Annotated in this window: 22 protein-coding genes; 12 read left to right on the top strand and 10 right to left on the bottom strand. The window is 69.5% G+C overall.

What is annotated here, in order from left to right; translation table 11 throughout:
• The first annotated feature begins 170 nt into the window (after nt 1-170).
• The 4 genes from AC0T5L_RS08505 (at nt 171) to AC0T5L_RS08490 (ending at nt 5111) form a co-directional block, all read left to right on the top strand.
• Nucleotides 171-482 (top strand): hypothetical protein, encoded by a 312-nt coding sequence (locus tag AC0T5L_RS08505; RefSeq protein WP_476164843.1) that lies wholly within the window; start codon nt 171-173, stop codon nt 480-482.
• A 16-nt stretch (nt 483-498) separates the two neighbouring features.
• Entirely contained in the window at nt 499-879 is a 381-nt protein-coding gene (locus tag AC0T5L_RS08500; RefSeq protein WP_476164842.1) for a DUF6507 family protein, read from the top strand.
• Between the two features lie 159 nt (nt 880-1038).
• Entirely contained in the window at nt 1039-4227 is a 3189-nt protein-coding gene (locus tag AC0T5L_RS08495) for a hypothetical protein (RefSeq protein WP_476164841.1), read from the top strand.
• A complete protein-coding gene (locus tag AC0T5L_RS08490; protein WP_476164840.1) occupies nt 4224-5111 on the top strand; it encodes an immunity 49 family protein in 888 nt (295 codons plus the stop codon). Before AC0T5L_RS08495 ends, AC0T5L_RS08490 begins: the two co-directional genes overlap by 4 nt.
• 17 nt (nt 5112-5128) lie before the next feature.
• Here AC0T5L_RS08490 and AC0T5L_RS08485 read toward each other — a convergent pair whose 3' ends face one another.
• Nucleotides 5129-5617 (bottom strand): ATP-binding protein, encoded by a 489-nt coding sequence (locus tag AC0T5L_RS08485; protein WP_476164839.1) that lies wholly within the window; start codon nt 5615-5617, stop codon nt 5129-5131.
• A gap of 204 nt (nt 5618-5821) precedes the next feature.
• On the opposite strand from AC0T5L_RS08485, the gene AC0T5L_RS08480 reads away from it, so the two are divergent.
• The 5 genes from AC0T5L_RS08480 (at nt 5822) to AC0T5L_RS08460 (ending at nt 10842) form a co-directional block, all read left to right on the top strand.
• Nucleotides 5822-6658, top strand: a complete 837-nt coding sequence (locus AC0T5L_RS08480) for a helix-turn-helix domain-containing protein (RefSeq protein WP_476164838.1) — start codon at nt 5822-5824, stop codon at nt 6656-6658.
• Nucleotides 6645-6830: a DUF397 domain-containing protein gene (locus AC0T5L_RS08475; protein ID WP_476164837.1), complete on the top strand. Its 186-nt coding sequence runs from the start codon at nt 6645-6647 to the stop codon at nt 6828-6830. The genes AC0T5L_RS08480 and AC0T5L_RS08475 overlap by 14 nt, the downstream gene beginning before the upstream one ends.
• A 652-nt stretch (nt 6831-7482) precedes the next feature.
• A complete protein-coding gene (locus AC0T5L_RS08470; RefSeq protein WP_476164836.1) occupies nt 7483-8754 on the top strand; it encodes a delta-60 repeat domain-containing protein in 1272 nt (423 codons plus the stop codon).
• A gap of 229 nt (nt 8755-8983) precedes the next feature.
• Nucleotides 8984-9613: a helix-turn-helix domain-containing protein gene (locus AC0T5L_RS08465; RefSeq protein WP_476164835.1), complete on the top strand. Its 630-nt coding sequence runs from the start codon at nt 8984-8986 to the stop codon at nt 9611-9613.
• Entirely contained in the window at nt 9610-10842 is a 1233-nt protein-coding gene (locus AC0T5L_RS08460; RefSeq protein ID WP_476164834.1) for an MFS transporter, read from the top strand. The genes AC0T5L_RS08465 and AC0T5L_RS08460 overlap by 4 nt, the downstream gene beginning before the upstream one ends.
• 63 nt (nt 10843-10905) lie before the next feature.
• On the opposite strand, the gene AC0T5L_RS08455 is transcribed toward AC0T5L_RS08460, so the two are convergent.
• Entirely contained in the window at nt 10906-11328 is a 423-nt protein-coding gene (locus AC0T5L_RS08455) for a DUF4229 domain-containing protein (RefSeq protein WP_476164833.1), read from the bottom strand.
• 424 nt (nt 11329-11752) lie between these two features.
• Between AC0T5L_RS08455 and AC0T5L_RS08450 the strand changes: the two genes are divergently transcribed.
• Nucleotides 11753-11953, top strand: a complete 201-nt coding sequence (locus AC0T5L_RS08450; protein WP_470388297.1) for a BldC family transcriptional regulator — start codon at nt 11753-11755, stop codon at nt 11951-11953.
• A 153-nt stretch (nt 11954-12106) separates the two neighbouring features.
• Entirely contained in the window at nt 12107-12460 is a 354-nt protein-coding gene (locus tag AC0T5L_RS08445) for a PLD nuclease N-terminal domain-containing protein (protein ID WP_476164832.1), read from the top strand.
• 85 nt (nt 12461-12545) lie between these two features.
• Here the strand turns inward: AC0T5L_RS08445 and AC0T5L_RS08440 are convergent, their stop codons facing one another.
• Nucleotides 12546-13829 carry a pectate lyase family protein gene (locus AC0T5L_RS08440; protein ID WP_476164831.1) on the bottom strand — a complete coding sequence of 428 codons (1284 nt, stop codon included), beginning with the start codon at nt 13827-13829 and terminating at the stop codon, nt 12546-12548.
• A 184-nt stretch (nt 13830-14013) separates the two neighbouring features.
• On the opposite strand from AC0T5L_RS08440, the gene AC0T5L_RS08435 reads away from it, so the two are divergent.
• Nucleotides 14014-14988 (top strand): LacI family DNA-binding transcriptional regulator, encoded by a 975-nt coding sequence (locus AC0T5L_RS08435; protein ID WP_476164830.1) that lies wholly within the window; start codon nt 14014-14016, stop codon nt 14986-14988.
• Nucleotides 14989-15082: 94 nt separating this feature from the next.
• Here the strand turns inward: AC0T5L_RS08435 and ccsB are convergent, their stop codons facing one another.
• The 7 genes from ccsB to AC0T5L_RS08400 all read right to left on the bottom strand — a co-directional run bounded on the left by ccsB (nt 15083) and on the right by AC0T5L_RS08400 (nt 22263).
• A complete protein-coding gene (gene ccsB, locus AC0T5L_RS08430; protein WP_476164829.1) occupies nt 15083-16099 on the bottom strand; it encodes a c-type cytochrome biogenesis protein CcsB in 1017 nt (338 codons plus the stop codon).
• Between the two features lie 3 nt (nt 16100-16102).
• On the bottom strand, nt 16103-17767 hold the full coding sequence (gene resB / locus AC0T5L_RS08425) for a cytochrome c biogenesis protein ResB (protein WP_476164828.1): 1665 nt from the start codon (nt 17765-17767) through the stop codon (nt 16103-16105).
• A complete protein-coding gene (locus AC0T5L_RS08420; protein ID WP_476164827.1) occupies nt 17767-18588 on the bottom strand; it encodes a cytochrome c biogenesis CcdA family protein in 822 nt (273 codons plus the stop codon). Before AC0T5L_RS08420 ends, resB begins: the two co-directional genes overlap by 1 nt.
• The gene (locus tag AC0T5L_RS08415) at nt 18588-19319 is read right to left on the bottom strand and encodes a TlpA family protein disulfide reductase (protein ID WP_476164826.1); all 732 of its coding nucleotides are present in this window, start codon (nt 19317-19319) and stop codon (nt 18588-18590) included. Before AC0T5L_RS08415 ends, AC0T5L_RS08420 begins: the two co-directional genes overlap by 1 nt.
• A gap of 263 nt (nt 19320-19582) precedes the next feature.
• Complete coding sequence (locus AC0T5L_RS08410) at nt 19583-19786, bottom strand: helix-turn-helix domain-containing protein (RefSeq protein ID WP_013155995.1); 204 nt, start codon at nt 19784-19786, stop codon at nt 19583-19585.
• 252 nt (nt 19787-20038) lie between these two features.
• Nucleotides 20039-20836: a phosphatase gene (locus AC0T5L_RS08405; RefSeq protein WP_476164825.1), complete on the bottom strand. Its 798-nt coding sequence runs from the start codon at nt 20834-20836 to the stop codon at nt 20039-20041.
• Between the two features lie 266 nt (nt 20837-21102).
• Nucleotides 21103-22263 carry an acetoin utilization protein AcuC gene (locus tag AC0T5L_RS08400; protein ID WP_476164996.1) on the bottom strand — a complete coding sequence of 387 codons (1161 nt, stop codon included), beginning with the start codon at nt 22261-22263 and terminating at the stop codon, nt 21103-21105.
• Nucleotides 22264-22276: the final 13 nt, after the last annotated feature.

Genomic DNA, 22276 nt, shown 5'->3' with positions numbered 1-22276 from the left:
CCGGCGCTTCCGTACCCGGCGTACCCGTGTGTACCGGCCGTCGCGGGACGTCCCCTGGGCAGAGGAGTCCGCGCGCGCCAGAATGGGGAACCGACGGGACGGCGCCCGAACCAGGACGGGGAAACAGACGTCCCATATTCGTGAGGCACATCCCTGAGGGAGGGGGATACGTGAAGTTCGACGTGGTGGAACCGAGCGACGAGCAGGCCATCGTCGACGACGAGGCCGACGCGGCGTCCAGAGCACCGGAGGAGGAACTCCCCCGGATGCACCCCAAGCTCGCACAGGCCTCCCGGAGAATGCGCACCCGGCTCCGGGACGACCTGGCCACCCTGAACGCCTCGCTGGGCAGGCTGAACGAACACGTCCGGACCGCCCGTCGCCGCGAACCCGACGGCACCCCCGCCGGCCCGCCGCCCACGAACTTCCGCGCCGGAGCCTTCTCCCGGCCCGGCGCCCCTACCCCTCGCCCCCGGCCCTGAGAGGAGAACGCCCCCGATGTCCACCTGGAACATCCAGCCCACCGAAGTCAGCGGAGTACTCAACAGCGTCGCCGGACACATCGGCGAGGAAGGCGGCGGCGAGGGTCTCGCCGGCTCCATGAACGCGATCGAGGAGCGGATCACGGCCATCAGCGAGGAAGCGGACAGCGCCCCCGTGAGCATCGCTCTGGGGGAGTTCGCCCAGCACCACTTCGGGCTCATGGGCGACATGGTCGGTCTGACCGTCAGCGCCATCGAGGGCGCGGGCGAGGCCACCACGCAGTACGTCAACGGTGACCTGGAGATGGCCGCCGACGCGCAGGACAACGCGGGCGTGGTACCCGAACCCGAGCCCGCGCCGCAACCGCCCCCGGGCGGACCCAACGTCGCCATGTGACCCCTCCCCGTGCGGTCACCTCCCCGGGTGGCCACCCTTGCCGCTCCCCCGCCCGCGAAGCGACCGTGCACGGACCCGCGCCCCCGGTTTCCGGCCCTCAGCGTCCCTGCTTCCCACCTCGCCCCTGAGGCCTCTGATCTCGGATGGACTAGTTCTCCCGTGTCTGACGCTCCGATCGATCCCGATGAATTCCCGGTCCCCTCGGCCGACCCCGAAACCCTTGAGGGGATGGCCGCCAACCTCAGAACCGACGGCGAGACCCTGGCCGAGGTCGCCCACGGCATCAAGAGCTCCTGGGCCGGGCTCAGCGGCTGCTACTCCGCGCCCGAGGCCGAAACCCTCCTCTCCGTGGTGGACCCGGTCGCGGACGACGGCGACACGGTGCAGACCGGGATGGCCGACGCCGCCACCGCCCTGGAGGCCTTCGCCGAGAAGGTCCGCGAGATCAAGGGCAAGTGGGAGACCCTGAAGGCGGACTCCCGGACCTTCCTCGACTCCATCGAGGGCGACGACGGGTGGAGGGAGGCGGACGGGCTCATCGACCGCTTCCTGGGCCGCGAGAGCGACGAGGTCGAGGAGAACCGTGCGCTGATCAACCGCGCCAACAACCTCCAGGAGGAATACGAGCAGGCCGAGCGCGACTGCGCCAACGCCATCAACGCCAACGTTCCCGACCGCACCGACTTCGTCGCCGGCGACGGCAGCGGTACGCCACCCGGTCCCAACGAGTACCAGCACGGATACGAGGACTACACGCCCGACATGGACATGCCCTGGGGCAGCGCGGCGGAGACCGACCACGGGTGGTGGGTCGACGCCGGGTCCGCGGTGAAGGACTACACCGTGGGTATCGCCGAGGACCTCGGCGGCATGACCGGGATGTACAGCTCCGAGGGCTGGTTCCAGGCGTCCTGGGGCGATGCCCTGTTCGAGTACCACGAGGGCAACTTGCAGTCCTTGGCGTCCATGGCGGGCATGTACGACGCCGAGAACGACAGCTGGGGCTGGCAGGGCCTGGACCGCAGTGCCGAGATCGCCGGGCAGGCGTGGAAGGACGCCGCTCACGCGGTGGTGCCCTGGGAGGAGTGGGGCGACCGTCCCGGGTACGTGATCGGCACCGCCCTGCTCAACATCGGTGCCACCGTGGGCGGCGTCGCCCTGTCCGCGACCGGTGTGGGCGCGGTCGTGGGCGCGCCCCTGCTGGCCTGGCGCGGTTCGGCGATGCTCAACAAGATGGGCGGGGACGGGCCGAGCACGCCCGACGTGGACCTGCCGGACACGAGCCGGATCGACCTGCCCAGCCACCAGCGCTTCGGCGGCAACTCCCCGGCCGACCTGGACATCGACTTGAGCCGTGTCTCGGACGGGTCCTACAGCTCCTCCCAGCTCTCGGAGATGCGGTCACTGCTGGAGCGCCTGAACAACCAGAACCCGGCCGGGAACGGCACCGGAAGCACCCCCGACTCCCCTCGCAGGCCGGGCGGCGACGACGGCGGCAACGGCCCCGACGAGCGCCCCGCGGCGGACCCCACCACGCAGGGCCTGGCGGATACCGACCGGTTCCTGGAGATCGTGAACGACCCGGACAACGCCGGCTTCGGCCGGGAGGTCAGCCAGCGCTACCAGGACGAGATCGCCGAGACCGACCGCAACGCCAAGACCAACCCCCGGGGCGGCCAGGGCTCGTGGGAGGGCAACGACATCGAGCCCGACCGCCTCGGCGACGGGCTGGAGGGCGATCCCGCCCTGGTCCGTGTGGGCGGCGACGACACCCTCACCGCGGAGGCCGAGGCTCCCCGCGACCGGACCGACCAGGTCGTCGGCGACCGCGGCGCCCTCGACGGCGACGCTCTCGGCGACAGGTTCAACGAGGTCGTGGGCGACCAGTTCGACCCCGACGGCCCGCGGATGCGCGCGGACACGCCCGAGGTCCACAACCGCGGCGGTGACGGTGGCGGCCCCCTGGACGGAGCCGGGGACTCCCGTGGCGGCACGGACGTCCTGAACCGTGACGGCGGCGGCACCAGCGGCACCAGCGGCTCGGGCGGCGACGGCTTCGACGGCGGCGGGCGAGCCGGTTCCGGTCCCGGCGGCGGTGACGGTGGCACCGGCCGGAGTGACGGTGACTCAGGCAACGGAGGTGACGACAGGCGGCGCCCGAGGACGCTGGAGGACTTCAAGTCGCACACATGGGGGGACAAGGACGTCCCCGCCAACCAGGACGCGTTCCGCGAGGACCTGCGAAACCTTCTCAACGAGAAGCAGGACGGCCGCGAGTACAACGACTTCTACAAGGAGTTCTACAAGGAGAACAACGGCCACAGGAAGCACGCGGACACCACGATCGGCCCCGACGAGTGGGAGCTTCCGCAGATCAGTCGGGCGGACAACGGCGACTGGGTGCCTCTCGAGGCCGCCGAGCAGCCCAAGTACCTGGGTGACAGGACCGAACTCCGACTCGACGACCCCGAGTTCACGCCGGAGAGGACGAGCGACCTCACACCGGACCAGCTCGATGAGATTCAGCGGCGTGAGCAGCTCCAGACAGAGCTGGGCGAGCTCGACGACCTGGCGGTCGAGCGGCGCGAGGCCGTCAACAATGCCACGAGCGCCAAGGACCACTTGAAGGCCATGGAGGAGCAGCACGGCGAGTACAAGGAGAAGGGAGACAACCACCCCAGGGTCGAGGAGGCCAAGCAGGCATACAAGGACGCCCAGAGCAATTCCACGAGCATCTGCGAGGACTTCGGCGAGGCGACGGCCAGGATCGGTGCCAAGTTCGAATTCAACGGCGACGCCATCAGGGACAACGACGGCAACCCGCTGATGCGGCACGAGGTGGACGCGAACGGTGACACGGTCTACGAGAACGGCAAGCCCAAACTGACGGAGCTGCGGCCGGACCTTGACGGGGCGACGGAGATCGACCGCTCGCCGCACGCTCCCGGAAACGGCAACGACCAGTTCGACCAGATCTACCGCACCAAGGACGGCGATATCGTCATCGCCGAGGCCAAGAGCAGCACCAAGACCGAACTCGGTGAGCGCACGGTCAGGCCGAGCGGCGAGGATCCCAGGAGGGTCAGCCAGGGGACGCGCGCCTACCTGGAGGACATCCTGCGTGCCATGGAGAGGCGGGCCGTGAAAGCGGACGATGAGGTGGAATCGGCCCTCGTGGACGAGATCCGAAAAAAGCTCGATCAGGGCCGGGTCACTTACGCGGCGTTCAAGGGCAACCCCGTTGACACCTACCAGAAGAACACGGACGGAACGCAGGAGTGGACTGGTAACTCCAGGGCCAACGGCTACGACCACCGCATCTTCGATCTGTCAAAGAAGGACTCATGACCACCTACGTCTCCCACCACAATCCTCGCAGCGGAATTCGCCAGGAAATGCTGGAATCCAAGGTGAAGAACCGGTCGGAGAGAATCCGAAGCCTGGAACTGGACGCTTCCAACGCCGACATGTCCCTCTGGCCGGTGTACTGGGTCGCCGAGCTCTCCCTGCTCAACGACCCTGAGGCCGCGAAGGTGGAGACCTGGGAGGCGTGGACCATCGCCATGCAGTTCCACGGCGCGGTCTTCGCCGTCTCCGAGGCCGAGAAGGACTCCGAGGTCGAGTACCTGATCGACCACAGGACCCGCACGCTCCGGGCACCGGGCCTGCTCCACTGCGCCGACCCCTCCACCTGGCAGACCGCGTTCTACCTCGCCGTCGTCTGCCGCGACAACGCACGCGCCCACGCCCTGTGCCAGATCCCCGTGGAACGCCTCCGTCGCGCGGCCGAAGGGGGGCGGGTGGAGTACAACGAGTACACCTACCACTGGATCGCCACGCTCCAGGCCTACGTCAACGGCACCGACGACCTGGTGACCGAACTCCGCCGGGCCATGGAGCTGTCCGACCCGCGCAGGGGCGCCTTCGGCGACGATGCCCTGGACCTGCTGGCCTTTCCGAGGATGGAGGTCTTCCGCCGCCTGCTGATGGGCGGTCCCGAGAAGTTCAACGAGGCCCTCGTCCACGCTCTGGAGAGCTACAAGCGCTACCACACCACCCGCGAGGAACCCCCTTCCAAGGTGGACGGGATCGTCCCGCTGGGCCTGCTGGCCCTGGCCTGCCTGGCCCATGACAAGGCCCAGCGCTCTTCTGGCTTCTCCCTCGACGTGGAGTCGGAGTACCTGCCCAAACACCTCGTCCGGAGGTCCTGGTACGGCGAGTTCCCCGTCTGAGGTCCGCCGCGCGGCCCTCACCTCCAGGCGTGCGGCCGGTCCAGCTCGAACCACACCGTGGTGCGGCTCCCATCGTGGCGGGTCCCCCACCGACTGGCCTCGGCGTCCACCAGACGCAGCCCCAGTCCGCCTTCCCGGCCCGGATCGGCCGGTCGAAGGTGCGGCGAGGTGCCGTTCCGGTCACGTGGCCCCTGATCCACGACCTTGACCTGGATCCGGCCGGGCAGCTGGTTCACGGCGACGACGACCTCACCTCCCGCGTCCCCGCTGCGCGAGTGCGTGATGGCGTTGTTGAACAGTTCACTGGTCAGGACCAGGACGGTGTCGGCGGCGGATTCCGGCACCGCGGTGGCCAGGCGCTCACGCAGCGTGGACGCCTGCTCGGGCAGCCCCGGCACCTTCGTCGCGTGGCTGGGATGGTGCGTCGATGCCTGCCCCAGCACGATCGGTGCCCGCGCCTCGGAATCGGTGACCCGTCTGGGCAACGGCCCGGGGATGCCGGTCATGTGGCTTTTGTTTAGGTTTATGTGCATCACTGCCCCACCTTTAATCCATTCCCCCGCAGCCACACCACGGTGGCTCATCGCACCACCATGGGTGCCCCTCGCACAGGGCGCCATGGATATCACCAAAGGGTCACACTTCGTCGTTCTCCGCACTATTGAGTCGTGCCCTGGTCTTGCATTGGTGGTGGTGGCGATAAACCGGAAATGGGGGTCGTATTGAGTCGCAGGGCCAACCCCAGGTGGAGACGTCTGGGGAAGAAGGTCAGCAACTGCCGCAGGAAGGCGGGGATGACGCAGGGCCAGGTGGCACAGGCACTACGGGTGGTGCAGTCCACCGTATCGGCGTGGGAGCGCGGAACCCGCGGGCTTCCCTCCGACAGGGCAAAGGAGCTGGACGAGTTGTTCGGCGCCTCCGATGCGATAAAGCGCGCCTGGAACACCGCGAACGAGCCCGACGCACTACCGCCTTGGTACACCGAGGTCGGCCAGCTGGAGCGGGAGGCGATCGAGCTGCGCGAGTACCAGCCGGTGATCTTCCCCGGGCTGGTGCAGTGCAGCGCCTACGCCGGAGGACTGCTCGCCGACACCGTTCCGTGGTTCTCCTCCAAGGAGATCGACCAGATGGTCGATCTGCGGATGGAGCGCCAGGAGATCCTGGAGAGGGACAACCCGCCTCTGGTGTCGATCGTGGTGGAGGAGTCGGTGCTCAGGCGCACCGTGCAGGGCGGGAGACCAGTTCTGCGTGAACAGATCGACTGGATTCTCATGTTGATCGACCGGGGAAAGGTCCGCTTTCAAGTGATTCCGGCGGATACCGAGTGCCACCCAGGAGGATCGGGACCGTTTCGTCTCTACACATTTCCCGACAAACCCACGGTTGCCTCCGCAGAACACATGGGAGGTGAGCAGCTCATGGATGACATGATGCAGGTGCAACATTGCGCGACGCTCTTCGGCGTTCTGCAGTCGGAGGCGGTGTCGCCCCGTGCGAGCCGGGAACTCATCAGGAAGGCCAAGGAAGAACTCGATGACGAAGCGTGAGCCCCACTGGCACAAGAGCAGCTACAGCGGCGGGTCGGGCAGCTGTGTGGAGGTGGCCGAAGGGGAAGCGGTCCTGGTCCGCGACACCCGGAACCGCGAACTCGGCCACATCGACTACACCCGCGAAGCCTGGGCCTCGTTCCTTCACTGCACCGCACGCTCCACCCCCTGACCTCGGGCGCGGAAACGGCCGGCCAGCACACTGGTCGGCCGTTTTTTCACCTCTCCCCCACATTGCTTTCCAGCCAGCCCTGAGAACCCAGCCCCGACCTCACGCCAACCGTCCCCTGTGTTTTACCGGAGCGCCATAGCTGTAATATTTTTCAGGATTTCCTTCTGCTCTGCCAACGCCGTCACGGCCGGTCAGACCAGAGTGCAGTTCGCCGTTCCCGTCCGCCTCGGACATGCCTGCGTCCGGTTCAAGGACCGGCGCCCTCGATACGCTGGCCGGCACGGGGACGCCCTGCCTTCGGATGCGGGGCGGCAGTGGCTGGCCAGCCTCCCAGAGTCGGCCGGGCGGCCGGCCACCTGCTGGTGGACCGAGATCCGCACCCGGCGGTCGAGCACGCCGCCGAGGAGGCCGCCGTCGTCGCCCAGGGCCCGAAACCCCGCCCCGACTCCCCCGAGCCCGTCCGGAATCCGGTCCGCTTCCCCGCCTCCGCCCTTCCGGCCTCCCAGGCCCTCCCCGCGGAGGACCTGCGCACGGCCACGACAAAGGGCGTCACCTTAGGTGTTCACGCAGATACTCTTTGCAATAATACGGCCAGTACCCGGCCCGTTCTCCGATCCGTCCCGTAGGACCGCACGACCAGGGAGAGTCCTCTGTGAAACCCAGCCGCCCGCTCCTCGCCCTGACGATGGGCACGATGCTCCTGCTCCCCGTCGGGCACGCGGCGGCAGCACCGACAGCTCCGCCCGCGGACCACCTCCGCGTGGTCGGCGAACAACCCGCTCGGTGGACACCTCACGTCCTGAACGGGACGGTCAAGGACATCCTGCGGATCGGTGACACCGTCGTCGTCGCCGGAGGCTTCAGCCAGGTGGCCGAGGCCGGGGAGGAGCGCACTCAGAGCCTCCACAACCTGTTCGCGTTCGAGCACGGCACCGGACGGATCATCCGGGGGTTCTCCCCGAGCGTGGACGGCACCGTCACCTCGCTGGCCGCCGGACCCGGCCGGACGGTGATCATCGGCGGAGAGTTCGAGACCGTCAACGACACGGCGTCACGGGGCCTGGCCCGCCTCTCGCTCCGCGACGGCCGGGCGGCGCCCGGGTTCCGCGCCTCCCTCGACGGGGGATCCGCCTACCGCGTCGCAAGCGACGGCGGGCACCTCTACGTCGGCGGCAACTTCTCCGGAGCCAACGGCGTGGAGCGCGTCGCGCTGGCCCGCCTCGACGCCTGGACCGGCGCGGTCGACGACGGGTTCGCGCCGCGCGTGTCCGAGCCGCGCCGAGGCGGCCTGAAGGTCCAGGACCTGGCACTGAGCCCGGACGGGCGGCGGCTGGCCGTCAACGGCACGTTCACGAAGGTGGACGGCCACGACCGCTACCAGATCGCCATGATCGACACCGCCGACGGCTCGGTCACCCCGTGGTCCACCTCGGCCTACGAGGCGGACTGCGACTACTCGCGAATGCACACCTACATGCGGCAGATGGACTTCGCCCCCGACGGCTCGCACTTCGCCGTGGTGACCGCGGGCGGACCGAAGGTCAAGCCGGGCCTGTGCAAGTCCGTGACGCGCTTCGAGAACACCGACGTCCCCGGTTCCGAGCCCACCTGGACCAACAAGACCGGCGGCGACTCGCTGTACTCGGTGGAGATCACCTCGTCGGCGGTGTACGTGGGCGGGCACCAGCGCTGGATGGACAACCCCGAGGGCGCGCTCAACCCCGGCCCCGGGTCGGTGGCGCGTGAGGGCATCGCGGCCGTGGACCCGTGGACCGGCAAGGCGCTGGAGTGGAACCCCGGGCGCACGCGCGGGCACGGTGTGGAGGCCCTGCACGCCACGCACGACGGGCTGTACGTGGGCAGCGACACCGACCGCCTGGCCGGCGAGTACCACCCCCGCTTGGGGATGTTCCCGCTCTCCTGAAGGCCGGGGAGGGAAGGCCAGGCCGCGGGGCTGCGCCCGCGGCGCCCCGTCGTCCGCCGGACACGGGTGTCCACGCCCTTGAGCAGTCGCTGGGCCCCTGTCCGGGAATGCCTCCAGCGGACCAGGCATGATGTCCGCGGTCTCATCGGTTCCGGGTTGCCGACACTCGCCCAAGCTTTCTTGGCCAACAACCCTTGGCCAAGAGCCCTTGGGCGTCTACGGTGACGTCATGAACGACGAAACCCCCAGCGACACCGGCGTTCCCGATCCCTTCGCGAAGGCCACCACCCTCGACGCCCGCTCCCTCCGGGGGCTGGCCCACCCCCTTCGCGTGCGCATCCTCGGCCTCCTCCAGGACCGGGGCCCCGCCACCGGCAAGACCGTGTCGGAGTGGGTGGACGCCTCCTCGGCCTCGGCCAGCTACCACCTGCGCCAGCTCGCGGCCCACGGGTTCATCGAGGAGGACCCGGGCATGGGCACCTCCCGGGAGCGCTGGTGGCGCGCGCGGCACGAGGGGTTCCGCCTCCCCGAGCACCTGGACACCGACGAGCCCGAGCTGAGCACCGCCGTGCGTATGGCCCTGGCCGCCAGCTGGAGCGAGCAGCTGGCCGCGGCCGTCAACATGTGGTCGGCCCAGCCCGGGGGCTGGCGCGGGGCACAGGTCATGTCCGGGCGGCGTACCGAGCTCACGCTGGAGGAGCTCACCGCCTTCCGCGAGGAGGTCCGCGTGCTCTTCGACCGCTACGCGCGCGAGAGCGGCGCACCCGGGAGCCGCCCGGTGCACATTCAGTTCGCGGCCTTCCCCGATCCCGGGGACCGGAGCACCGGAGAGGGGTCCGACGGGGCGACGGGGACGTGAGGGGTCTCGCGGGTCTGCTCGCGGCTGAGGCGTTCTGCTACACCGCCACCCGGCTGGCACTGATCGCCATCCCCTGGTTCGTGCTGGAGAGCACCGGCAGCCCGGCGTCCATGGGGCTGGTGGCCTTCTTCGAGACCGGCGCCTACACGCTGGCGAGACTGTTCGGCGGCCCCCTGCTCGACCGGGTCGGCAAGCGCGCGATGAGCGTGCGCACCGACCTCGTGGCCGCCGGAGCCGTGGTCTGCGTCCCGCTGCTGCACGCGGCCGGGCTGCTCCCCTTCCCCGTGCTCCTGGCGCTGGTTACGGTGATCGGCCTGGCCACCGGCCCCGCCGAGGCCGCCAAGGTGTCCATGGCTCCGGCCGTCGCCGAGCGCGGCGGTATGCGCATCGAGCGGGTCACCGGGCTCACCGGAACCGTGGACCGGCTCTCCATGACCGTCGGCCCGGTCCTCGCGGGCGGGTTCGTGTCCCTGGCGGGCCCGCTTCCGTCCCTGTACGTCAATACCGTCCTGCTCCTGGCCGCGGCGGTGACGCTGGCGGCCACCCAGCCGCGGGACCGTCCGGCACCGGAGTCGGACCCCGAGGCCGGGACGGGTTACCTGGCCCGGCTGTACACCGGGTGGCGGGTCGTCTGGACCGACGCCACCCTGCGCGCCCTGGTGGCCATGCTCGCGGTCACCAACATGATCGACATGACCGTGACGTCGGTGCTGCTGCCGGTGTGGGCGCACTCGACCGGCATGGGGCCGGCGGTCGTCGGGATCGTGGGCGGCGTGATCGGCGCGGCCTCCGTGGTCGGCTCGCTGGCGGCCACGGCCGTCGGGCACCTGCTGCCCCGGAGAGCGGTGTTCTTCGCCGCGCTGGTGGTGGCCGGACCGCCCCGCCTGCTGGTGCTGGCGCTGGACGTGCCGCTGTGGGCGGTCCTCGTGGTGTGGGGGGTGTCCGGACTCGGAGGAGGGTTGCTCAACCCGATCCTGGGCGCGGTCCTGTTCGAGCGCCTGCCCCGCAGCGCCGTGGGGCGCGGGACCGCGATGATCGGCGCGCTGACCCGCATGGCGGCCCCGGTCGGCGCCCCTGTGGCGGGCGCGGCGGTCGGCCTGGCCGGAGCGGCTCCCGTGCTGGTGGTGTGCGCGGCCCTCTACCTGGTCTCGGTACTGGTACCGGTGGTCGGCCGCGCCGCCGAGGGGCTCGACGCGTCCGAGCCGGGCCGGACGGGGACCCCCGGGTGAGGCGGGCCGGAGATCCCCGGGTGGGGCGGGCCGGGGAACGGGGCTGGCCGGGAGCGTGCCCGGTCAGGGCTCCCGGGTCGCCGCCGGCGCTTCCCCGTCCCTCTCGGCCGCGTCGTCGCCCGCGCTCCCGCGGGCCTCCGTGCTCTCGTCGGCCTGCGCGCTCTCGCTCTCGCCCGCACCCGCGTCCGCGCCGGCGTCCTCGTCCTTGGCCGCCACCTCGTCGGAGGGCCCTCCGTCGGCCTCCTGGACGTGGTCCTCACGGGCGGCTCCGCCCGCCAGGCGGGCGCGGCGGCGCTCCAGCCGGTCCACCGCGTTGGCGGAGACCCGATCCCGCAGATTGGACAGGAGAACGTAGGAGGCCAGCCCGCTGATCACCCAGGCGAGGATGAGCGCGATCCACGAACGGGCGCCGAAAAGGTAGACCACTCCGAAGGCCGCCGCGAACAGCCCCAGGCGGGCGGCGGTATAGGTCAGCAAGCTACGCATCCAAAAGCCTCACAACAGATGATTACCTGGACTAGATTGGTCGCTACGCCTATCGGCGACACGGGACGATCGGCCCTACCCGTGGTCCGCGCCGTCCTCGGCCCCGACCGGGGCCAGGCTGGTGGCGTTCCACGTGCTCTTATCCCCAGGTTAAGGGCGCGACCGGTACAGCGGGCGTCGGGGCGGCATGTCGCCCTCAGCACAGGCTGACCGGGGTGTGCGCGAGTTCGATTCAGATAATCATGGGATGTTTCCAATCCCGACAGCAGGGCCCGAACATCACGTTCCGGTCACATATCCCGTACTCCTCCCCCCAACACCGCAATTTCTCCGAAAACTAGGGAGGAAACGGACCAACTCATGCACACTAGGGGATCAAACGCCCGCCGCCCCCACAGTCCGAGGCGGGCACGATTGGGGGAACGTGAAGGTGGAACGAGCAAGCGAACGCCTGTTGACCCCCGGGGAAGTGGCCTCACTCTTCCGGGTTGATCCCAAGACCGTCACGCGATGGGCCGCCTCCGGGCGGATCAGCAGCATCCGTACTCCGGGCGGGCACCGCCGTTTCCGCGAGTCCGAGGTGCGCGCCCTGTTGCTCGGAGAGCCGAGCGAGAGTACCCACTGAAGGACGGGTACACCCCTGGGAGAGCATCCGGGCGAGTCCTCCCGGGGCGGGGCGGCGCCCAGGCCGTTCCGGCCGCGGACCAAGCGCGGCCGCCCGCAGCCCGGCCAGGTGTCCCGACCGGGAGGAGTGGACAGCAAGAGTTAGGCTGGAACCATGGTGTGGCTTGGTGGCCTGATCACGGTCTTGTCGATCGTTCTCTGGGTGTACGCGTTCTTCGACGCGCTCACCACCCCTTCTCATGAGGTGCGCAATCTGCCGAAGATCCTCTGGGTGGTCGTCATCGCGCTGTTCATGCCCGTCGGCTCGATCCTGTGGCTCTTCCTCGGCCGTCCGCGCCAGGCCGCCGTCGACGGGGTCGCGTCCTCCCCTGCCCAGGACGATCCCTCGGCCGACGACCTCGATCCGTCCGACTTCGCCGCGCCCTCAGACAGCCCGCATCCGCTCGGCCCGGATGACGACCCCGAATTCCTGAGACGGCTCGACCGGCGTATCGATCCGGACGAATGACCGCATCCGACACGCTGACGACACAACGGTGGGGCCGCGCCCGAAAGGACGCGGCCCCACCGTTTTCCTTGCCTGTCGGCCTACCTCAGAGCAGCCCGGCGCCCACCTTGCGCGGCAGTCCGCGCAACGCCTGCGCCGGCTCCACGCGCGTGGAGAACTCCGGTGTCCAGGTCTGCTCGGTGCCCAGTGCCTCGTCCGGGTTGGCCTCGTTGTAGGCCCGCACCAGGTCGACGTCGGTGAGGCGTCCGCGACCGTCCCGCATAAGCATGTTGCCGTGCTCCACCATGTCGGTGCCGCGCCAGTTCTCGACGATCTCGTCGGCGCCGATTCCGTCGTGCACGTCGAAGAGGTTGTTCTCCGCGTACAGGTGCGACTCGAAGCCCACTCCCAGGCTGTACTGGTACAGGTCCCCGGCCACCGTGTAGTAGTTGTTGTAGACGTGCACCTGCCCGTAACGCACCCGGGGCGCGCGCTGGCCCAGCCCGTCGAAGTGGTTGTGGTGCCATGTGACCCGCAGGTGACCGCGGTCGGTGGTCCGGCCGTCGCTGTTGCCCAGCAGCAGCGCCTTGTCACGGCCCTCGAAGTGGTTGTACGACGCCGTCACCAGGTCGCTCTGCCGCACGATGTCGAGCAGGCCGTCGTGTACCTCGTACTTGCGCCCGAAGTACTCCGGCAGCTCCGATCCCGGGTTGTCGCCGTCGTCGAACGTGTTGTGGTCGATCCACACGTTCGTGGCGCCCGATACCTCAAGCTGGTCGTAATCGGAGTTCCAGTTGCCGCTGCCGCCGTCGCCCGGGTCCCAGCCCGGGAAGCAGTCGTAGGTGTCGGAGAAGGTCAGGTTCCGCAGGATGACGTTGTCCACGTTGTTGACCCGCAGGTTCATCCCGGTGATCTCCGCGTCGTCTCCGGCACCCACCACGGTCGTGTTGGAGCCGACGCTCACACGGATCTGCTCGGCCTGCACGTCGGACGAGGCCGCACGGGCCTCCTCCAGCGGGCCGCTCGGGTCCACCCAGCCCCACACGTCGGGGTCGTAGGCGGCCAGGTAGTCCTCCTGCGTGTAGCCGTCCACGGCGTAGTCCTCGCACGCCAGGGGTGTGCCGTCAGCCGCCGAGTTGGCGTCGACCGTGCCCTCGACGTAGACGATCTTCGGCTCGTCTCCGCTCACCGCCTCGCGGAACTCCTGCACCGTGGAGACACGGAAGACGTTCCCGGAGGAGGCCTGCGACCCTCCCGTGGTCCCGGCACCGGCCGAGCCCCAGCCGTTGCCCTCGGACAGGACCTGCCTACCGATGTCGGGCGCTGCCTGGGCGGGTGTCACGGCGGTCATCACCAACACCGCGCTCAGAGGAAGTACGAGCTTGCGCATGGTCCTGCTCCTCAGGGGGAATTGCAAACGGTTGCATGAACATCTCTCACCACGCCGATCTGCGTCAACCCTTCCGACCCGGGAAAACTGCGGAAAACCAGGCACCAAACAACAAACTACGCAGTGGCGGATCACAACCGGTTGCCGTTAGTCTCTCCCTATACCAACGCAAAGGAGGCCACGGGTGGCCGTGACCATCAAGGACGTCGCCCATGCGAGCGGCGTCCACGTCTCCACCGTCTCCCGGACCTTCTCCGCCGCGCACCTGGTCAACCCCGAGACCCGCACCCGCATACTCGCCGCGGCCAACGCCCTGGGTTACCGCCCCAACCGCGCGGCCCGCGCCCTGTCCACCCGCCGCACCGGCAACCTGGGGCTGATCGTCGCAGACATCGCCAATCCCTTCTTCCCGCCCCTCATCAAGGCCGCCCAGGCACACGCGCGCAGGAGCGACCACCACGTGTTCGTCGCCGACACGGACGAACAGGCCCGCGTGGAGGAGGAGCTGATCCGCTCCATGGCCACCCAGGTCGACGGCGCCCTGCTGGTCGCCCCGCGCCTGAGCAACCGCCTGATCGCCGAGCTCAGCGCCGACGTGCCCTTCGTCGTCGTCAACCGCCAGCCCGCGCACCTGCCCGCCGTCCTCATGGACGTGGCCTCGGGCGCGCAGCAGGCCCTGGAGCATCTCGTCTTCCTCGGGCACCAGGAGATCGCCCTGCTCACCGGCCCCCGCGCCTCCTGGACCAACCAGCGCCTGGAACGGTCGGCCGCTGACGCCGCCGAGCGCCTCGGAGCGCGCCTGCACGGTCTGGGCCCCAACCAGCCCACCGAGGAGGGAGGGGCCGGTGCCGTCTCCGACGTACTCGCCAGCGGGGCCACCGCTGTCCTCGCCTACAACGACCTGGTCGCCCTCGGACTCGTCCAGGAGCTCAGGGCCCGGGGCGTGGCGGTACCCGGCGAGCTCAGTGTCATCGGTGTGGACAACACCCACACCGCCCGCCACTGCGATCTCACCACGATCGACATGCCCACCGCCGCGGCCGGACGCGCCGCCATCGACCTGCTGTTGCGCCGCATCACCAACGAGGACGCCCCCGGCACGGTCACCCTGGACACCCACCTGGTGGTGCGAGGCTCCACTGCGGCCTCGACGGGCTGAGGAACTCCGGCACGAGGGCTCCGGACACGACGGAGAGCCCCGCCGTGGGGCCCTCCGCTGACGGGTCCGCGGGCTCCGGCCCGGGGACCCGAGGTCAGGCGTAGGAGTGCAGACCGCTGAACATGTAGTTCACCGCAAAGAAGTTGAACAGGATGGTCAGGAAGCCCAGCACGTTGATCCAGGTCGCCTTGGGGCCGCGCCAGCCGCCGGTGGCCCGTGCGTGCAGGTAGGCCGCGTAGATCACCCAGGAGATGAACGACCAGACCTCCTTGGGGTCCCAGCCCCAGAAACGGCCCCACGCCTCGTCGGCCCAGATGGCACCGGCGATGATGCCGAAGGTCCACAGCGGGAAGGCGAAGAGGATGAACCGGTGGGAGATCCGGTCGAGCAGTTCCGGGCTCGGCAGGCGGCCGGCGATGCCGGTGACCTTCTCCCCCAGAGCGCGCTTGGCCTCGGCGCGGTGCGAGACCAGGTAGGTGACACCGGCGGCACCGGAGACCATGAACGAACCGCCCGCGATGATGGCCGCGGTCACGTGGATCGGTACCCAGTAGGAGTGCAGGGCCGGGATCAGCGGGCCCGGTTCCACGTAGAGCCACCGGACGCCGACGCCCAGCAGGATCAGCACGGGAACCAGCACGAACGCGCCGAGGAAGCGGGCCTGGTAGCGGAAGGACGCGTACAGCAGCCCGCCCACCGCGACCAGGCACAGAGCCACGACGAACTCGAACATGTTGCCCCAGGGCCACCGCTCCGCGGCCAGGCCACGAGTGATGATCTGCACCAGGCCCATGAGGAACCCGAACGCCGTCACGCCCAGGGCGATCCTGCCCAGCACGCTCTGGGCGGCCTGTGCCTCGCCCTCGGTGGTGCGGACGTTCACCTCGATACCGCTGTCGCCCGCGCCGTCCGCTCCGGAGCCGCCACCGGCACCGGCGGCGGCGCTGACCGGCATGAGCCGACCGTCCCTGAGCCTGGTGCGCCGCCCGTAGGCGGCCTCGAAGGCGAAGAGGAACAGGGCGGCCGCGTACGTGACGATCATCGCGATGATCAGCGAGTCACTGACTGATACCAGTGTCTCGTCCATCGCTCCGGCGAGTGTGTACGTCACCCGTCACTCCCTCGTTGTCGTCGACTCTGGCGGGTCGGTTGGTGTGTTGGTGTCGGCTCCGGTACCGGAGCCCTCAGAACCCGGAGGTCCGTCGTCCGACCCGCTCCGGAGCCGTTCGGCGAGTTCCGTGGTGAGTTCGTGGAACTCGGTGTTGTTTCCGGCCACCTCGGTCTTGCCGAGGCCGGCCAGCTCCACCCGGGTACGGCCGTCCTCGCCCGGAACAGCGCGCACCCACACGCGGCGCGGGCGGACGAACAGGGTGATGATCAGGCCGAGTACGGCCAGGGAGGCCGCGGCCAGCGCGGGCAGCCGGGCGCCGTCCCGGTTGGACTGGAGGCTGATGTACTCGCTGTAGCCGGAGAAGGTGACCGACCCGGCTCCGTCCGGCAGCTCCCAGGTGTCACCGACCTCCATCACGGGCGAGCTGCCGAGCTCCTCCATTCCGGTGGTGCTCAACTGGTAGACCGACTGCGGTTCGACCAGTCCCAGGTCTCCCTGGTAGCCCTCCAGTGTGACCTGCGGGTTCTCCGGACCGGGGAAGTCGGAGACCAGTTCACCGTCCTCGGTCTCCACGGCGCTGGGCAGGAACACACCCACGAAGCCGAGTTCCTCGCCGCCGGTGTCGGGGACCTTGACCACGCCGTCGGAGGTGAAGGTCCTGGTATCGCGGTGCAGGAACGGGACCGCTTGGTCGAAGACCACGTCCCCGTCGGCGTTGCGCACCTCGAACTCCGGCGCGTACCCGTGCCCGAGCAGGTAGACCTGCACACCGTCCACGGTCAGCGGGTGGTTGACCTCCAGCCGGTGGTGGGCCTCCTCGCTTTCCGGGTCCTCCTTGTAGGAGAGGTCGGCGACGTAGGACTCGGCCTGCCCGCGCAGGTCGCCGTCCTCGATGAAGGAGGCCTCGAAGTCGTCCAGGCGGATGGTGAACGGCTCCAGGTCGTCGGTGTCGGTCCAGTGCCCGGGGTAGATGGCGTCGTACGAGGTCAGGGTGTTGGCGAACCCCTGGCCCTCCACCAGCAGCATGTTGCCCCGGTAACCGAAGAAGGCCCCTCCGGCCAGGGCCAGCAGCAGGCCGAGCAGCGCGAAGTGGAACAGCACGTTCCCGGCCTCGCGCAGGTACCCGGTCTCGCTGGAGACGGAGTCCCCGTACCGTTCGATCCGGTAGCCCTTGAGGATCCCGCGGGCCCGCTCCAGGACCGTCTCCGGCGCGGCGTCCGTCGTGAACTTCGCCGCGTACGGCATGCGGCTCAGGTTCCGGGGCGTGCGGACCGGTCTGGCCCGCACCGCACGGGCGTGCGTGAGCGCCCGCGGGATCACGCAGCCCGCGAGGGAAACGAACAGCAGCAGGTAGATCGCCGCGTACCAGGGCGAGGAGAACACGTCGAAGAGGTAGAACCGGTCCAGCCAGGGTGCCAGCTCGGGGTTCTCCCGGAAGTAGGTGGTCACCTCGTCGACGCTGACCACGTTCTGCGGCAGGAACGAGCCGGGGATGGCGCCGACCGCCAGCAGGAACAGCAGGATCAGGGCGGTGCGCATCGAGGTGAGGGTCCGCCAGGCCCAGCGCAGCCAGCCGAGCGGGCCCAGCCCTCCGGCCCGGCCCCGGGCCTCGGAGCCGGTCCTCGCGGATCCGGCGGCGTTGTCGGTGTCGTTCGTGGTCGTGCTCATCAGATCACCGTCTGGAAGTCGGCGGCCCAGCCTTGCATGGCGATGGTCAGCTGTGTCCACAGTCCGGTCACCATCGCCAGGCCGACCAGGACGAGCATGGCACCGCCTGCCACGGCGACGGCACGGGTACGGCGCTTGAGCCAGCCGAAGGCGCCCAAGGCGCGCCGGTACAGGAGCGAGGCGAGGATGAAGGGCAGCCCCAGCCCGACACAGTAGACCAGGGACAGCAGCATGCCGCGTCCCGCGCCGCCCTCGACGAAGGCGAGGGTCTGCACGGCGGCCAGGGTCGGCCCGATGCACGGTGTCCAGCCGAGGCCGAAGAGGACGCCGAGCAGGGGCGCGCCCGCCAGGCCGGCGCGGGGCAGCCGGTGGAAGCGGAACTCACGGCCAAAGCCCGGTATGGCGCCCATGAAGGCCAGGCCGAGAACGACGGTGAGGACCCCGAGTACCCGTGTGATGGGGTCGGCGTAGTCCATCAGGATCTCGCCGAGCCAGCCGACGAAGCCGCCGACGGCGACGAACACGAGGGTGAACCCGGCGATGAACAGGGCACTGCCGGTGACCATGGTCCAGCGGCGGGAGGCCAGTTCGGCGTCGACGTCGGCGACGGTCGCCGTGGTGGACCCGCTCTCCGCGTCGGCGGCTCCGGCGGCGGCGCGCTCGCGCATGTCGGCGCCGCTCATCCCGGTCACGTAGGACAGGTAGCCGGGTACGAGCGGGAGCACGCACGGGGAGAGGAAGGAGACGAGCCCCGCTGCCAGGGCCAGCGGGACCGCGGCGAGCAGGGAACCGGTGAGGACGGTGGTACCGATCGCGTCCATCAGCGGTCGTCCCCGGAGGGCTCGTCCTCGGAAGAGCTTTCGGAGGGCTCCGCGGACGCCTCCCCTCCGGTTTCCTCTGCTTCCTGCTCCGCGACCCTCGGGCGTTCCTCCGGGTCGCCGAAGCCGGACTCGACCACCAGCGGGTTGAGCAGATCGGTCAGCTGGCCGTAGGTGGTCGGACCGATGACGCGGGCGGCGATACGGCCCTCGGGGTCGATGATGAGCGTGCTGGGGATGGACCGCGGCGGAACGGTGTCGCGGAAGGCCTGCGGCACCTCGCCGGGCTGGTCGTACAGGCTCGGATAGACGACGTCCTTGCTGTCCAGGTAGGACTGGGCGGCGGTCTCGTCGTCCTTGATGTTCACGCCGAGGAAGTCCACGCCCAGGTCGGCGTACTCGGTGTGGACCTCGTCCAGGACGGGTTGCTCGGTGCGGCAGGGGCCGCACCAGCTCGCCCAGACGTTGAGGACGAGGATGCCGCCCTCGTAGTCACTGAGGGAGATCTCGCCTCCGTCGAGGGTGGCCTCGGTGACGTCGGGCGCCTTCACGCGGTCGGCCGCATCGAAGGAGGTGGCGCTGCCGTCCCCGGAGACGAAGCGGCTGTCCTCGTCACTGGCCTGGATCTCGTTGCCCCCGGCACAGCCGGTCAGGGCGAGTACGGCGGCGAGCGCGGTCGCCGCCAGGCGCGGCACGGCACGGCTTCGGCGCGTACCGGTGCTGGTGCTGGGCATCGAGGGGACCTCGCGAACGGGGTGTGAACAGGGCGGACTACAACAACGACAAAGTGTAGTAGATGCCCTGGGAACCGTTCCGGCGCCCCGGCACAAGGGCCGTTTCGCCCGTCGGCGGGACGGTCGGCCGTGCGGGGCGGTGCGCGGCGAGGAGGGACTCTGCCGGAAGGGGCGGGAGTGGGGGGCGATGGCCGTGGGACACCGCCCCCGCGTTGCCGGCTGACCGGGGACTGGGGGCAGCCACCGGTCAGCCCGACCCTGGATCAACCAGCCTCGACGAAAGCCTCGCGGAGGTAGTCGTGCACGGCCCGCTCGGGGACCCGGTAGGAACGCCCCACGCGAATCGCGGGGAGAACTCCCGAGTGCACCATTCGGTAAACGGTCATCTTGGACACACGCATGATCGTGGCGACCTCCGCCACGGTCAAAAACCTGACCTCTTCAAGAGGAGGCTTGCTCCCGTTCATCTTCCGACGCCCTCATTCCCGGACGTGAGCATTGTCTACCGTTCAGCCCGGCGTGGTGCACGGCGGGAAGAGCGACCCCGGTGTGCCCGTCCCAACGCCACGCCAGCGTGTCATGCTGTCACTACTGACACGTCCGTTTTCAGGGTAGAGCCGAGTTCCCTCCAGCGAAAGGCCGTTCGTGCTGTCTTCGCCGATATGCGTTGATGGCGGGACAGTTGAGGTTTAACGCTGGGTATAAATGGTCTTCCCCTGTCACAACAGACCGCCCCGGGCGAGAACGTATTGGCTCAGCGGAGCGTAGTCCTCGGTCAGATATCCGTCGTCCAAAGGCACGGTGACCAGTAGTTTTCCCTCGGATTCGGCGAGAAACAGGGCGGGGTCGTTGCAGTCGGCGAAGCCCATCGTGGGCACTCCAGCCTCCCCCGCCGCACCCGCGAACCCGTGGTCGGCGATGACCAACTGCGGCCACGCCTCGCCGCGGTCCGCGAGGTCGGCGAGGATGGCACGCATGGCGAAGGGGTGATGGCTGTGGCGAGCGAGGCGTCCATCCGTGACGATTGCGATGTCGTCCTCCCAGACCACGATCCGACGGTTCGGGGGGCGTTCTGTGGTCACCTCGTAGGAGTATCCGCCGCCTGCGGTGATGATCGGACACCCGCGTTCGGCGAGGGCTTCCTTCCAGGCCCGGTAGGTCTCGCGAAGGTTGCGGGGGTGGCCGGTGGCGAACATGACCCGCTCCCGGCGCTCGGCGGCCAGTGCCATCCGGTCGGCGAGGGCCTCCAGGGCGTCGATGGTCAGGTCTGGATCGATCGTGTCGATCCCCCACACGTACTCCTCGTCGGCCACCACACCGCAGCGCTTGCTCATCAGGGAGAGGACCTCGGGGTAGGCCCAGTCATGGGAGAACGTGAGGCCGAACTGGTGGTAGGGGTCCTTCTGGACGAGTCGCCGGTAGTGCCGAAGATTGTTCTGGCGTGGGGTGTCGACGTGTCCAGCGATCCCCGTGCGCACCAGATAGGTGATGAGTTCAGCGCGTGTGGGCGGCGTCACCTGGCGTTCCCCTTCCTCGTCTGCGCAGCGAGCGTGCGCCACGCCGTGCTGCCACCACGACGCCTGCTCCTGTTCGCCCGGTATTCAACCTCTGTCCTACCCGCTTGGGACGCGTCACGCGCGGGTACCCCGGAATTCGCGCCGGTCGACACCGGGGTGTTATCGGAAGGGACCGAGCCGCCGTTCCCGAGGGATCCGGAAGGGTCGGGGACGTGGCCGGAGCCGATTGCCGGGGCCGGAGGCACCACCGCGCGCCCGGCACACGGCTACAGGCTCGGGTCGATCCCGTGGCTGGGGAAGACGGCGGTACGGGTCGCGTGGATGGCGCGGTCCACCGGGTCACCGGGGTCATAGCCGTTCTCGAAGGGCTCGAAGGACACCTCGCGCCCGTCGGTCATGTACAGCGGCGCCAGCTCCCCGGTGCGCTGGCGCACGAAGTCGCGCCAGCCCTGCGGGGTCTCGGCGTCGGGGTGGATCGGGTGCCCGGCGGCCTCGCCCAGCAGGTGGGTCCAGGCGCGCGGGACGACGTGCACGAGCCCGTATCCGCCGCCGCCGAACAGCAGCCACCGGCCGCCCGCGGTCTTCTGGGCGAGTTTGTGCAGCTCGGTGTAGGCCCGGCGCTGGCCGTCCACGCTCAGGGTGAGGTTGGCGAGCGGATCCAGGGCGTGGGTGTCACAGCCCTGCTGGGTGACCAGGATCTCCGGCTGGAACTCGTGCAGTAGCGGCGGTACGACCGCGTCGAAGGCCCGGTGCCAGCCCGTGTCGCCGGTACCCGCGGGGAGGGCGACGTTGACCGCGTACCCCTCAGCGCCTGGCCCACCGGTCTCCGACGCCTGGCCGGTGCCGGGGAACAGGGTCGCCGGTGACTCGTGGAGGCTGATGGTGAGCACACGCGGATCGTCGTAGAAGGCGTTCTGGACGCCGTCCCCGTGGTGGACGTCCACGTCCACGTAGGCGATCCGCTTGGCGCCCTGCTCCAGCAGCCAGGCGATGGCCAGGGCTGGGTCGTTGTAGACGCAGAAGCCCCACGCGTTGCCGCGCATGGCATGGTGCAGGCCGCCCGCGATGTTGGCGGCGTGCGCGCACTCCCCGGACCACACGGACCGGGCGGCGGCCACGGACGCGCCGGAGATGAGCGCGGCGGCGTCGTGCATGTCCTTGAAGACGGGGTTGTCCGGTGTGCCCAGCATATGGGCTTCATCGGGCTCCAGGGCGCGGCCCGCGCGCTTGACCGCCTCGATGTAGGCGGGATCGTGCACCAGGGACAGTAGTTCGTCCGAGGCCGGTTCGACGTCCAGCAGCCCGACACCAGGCGCGTCCAGGACGCCGAGCTCACGGCTGAGCGCCATGGTCAGCTCGACGCGGATCGGTGCCATCGGATGCTGCGGCCCGAAGTCGTAGGCGGTGAGTCCGTCGTCCCATGCCACCCGAAGCGAGCAG

It is taken from the genome of Nocardiopsis sp. TRM 82005, assembly GCF_056312425.1.
This window is presented reverse-complemented; position numbering and strand designations above follow the sequence as displayed.

Excerpts from the sequence above, each read along its gene's own strand:
- AC0T5L_RS08500 (WP_476164842.1), top strand. The coding sequence starts at position 499 with ATGTCCACCTGGAACATCCAGCCCACCGAAGTCAGCGGAGTACTCAAC.
- AC0T5L_RS08490 (WP_476164840.1), top strand. The coding sequence starts at position 4,224 with ATGACCACCTACGTCTCCCACCACAATCCTCGCAGCGGAATTCGCCAG.
- AC0T5L_RS08485 (WP_476164839.1), bottom strand. The coding sequence starts at position 5,617 with ATGACCGGCATCCCCGGGCCGTTGCCCAGACGGGTCACCGATTCCGAG.
- AC0T5L_RS08480 (WP_476164838.1), top strand. The coding sequence starts at position 5,822 with ATGGGGGTCGTATTGAGTCGCAGGGCCAACCCCAGGTGGAGACGTCTG.
- AC0T5L_RS08475 (WP_476164837.1), top strand. The coding sequence starts at position 6,645 with ATGACGAAGCGTGAGCCCCACTGGCACAAGAGCAGCTACAGCGGCGGG.
- AC0T5L_RS08465 (WP_476164835.1), top strand. The coding sequence starts at position 8,984 with ATGAACGACGAAACCCCCAGCGACACCGGCGTTCCCGATCCCTTCGCG.
- AC0T5L_RS08455 (WP_476164833.1), bottom strand. The coding sequence starts at position 11,328 with ATGCGTAGCTTGCTGACCTATACCGCCGCCCGCCTGGGGCTGTTCGCG.
- AC0T5L_RS08445 (WP_476164832.1), top strand. The coding sequence starts at position 12,107 with ATGGTGTGGCTTGGTGGCCTGATCACGGTCTTGTCGATCGTTCTCTGG.
- AC0T5L_RS08440 (WP_476164831.1), bottom strand. The coding sequence starts at position 13,829 with ATGCGCAAGCTCGTACTTCCTCTGAGCGCGGTGTTGGTGATGACCGCC.
- resB (WP_476164828.1), bottom strand. The coding sequence starts at position 17,767 with ATGAGCACGACCACGAACGACACCGACAACGCCGCCGGATCCGCGAGG.
- AC0T5L_RS08420 (WP_476164827.1), bottom strand. The coding sequence starts at position 18,588 with ATGGACGCGATCGGTACCACCGTCCTCACCGGTTCCCTGCTCGCCGCG.
- AC0T5L_RS08415 (WP_476164826.1), bottom strand. The coding sequence starts at position 19,319 with ATGCCCAGCACCAGCACCGGTACGCGCCGAAGCCGTGCCGTGCCGCGC.
- AC0T5L_RS08410 (WP_013155995.1), bottom strand. The coding sequence starts at position 19,786 with ATGAACGGGAGCAAGCCTCCTCTTGAAGAGGTCAGGTTTTTGACCGTG.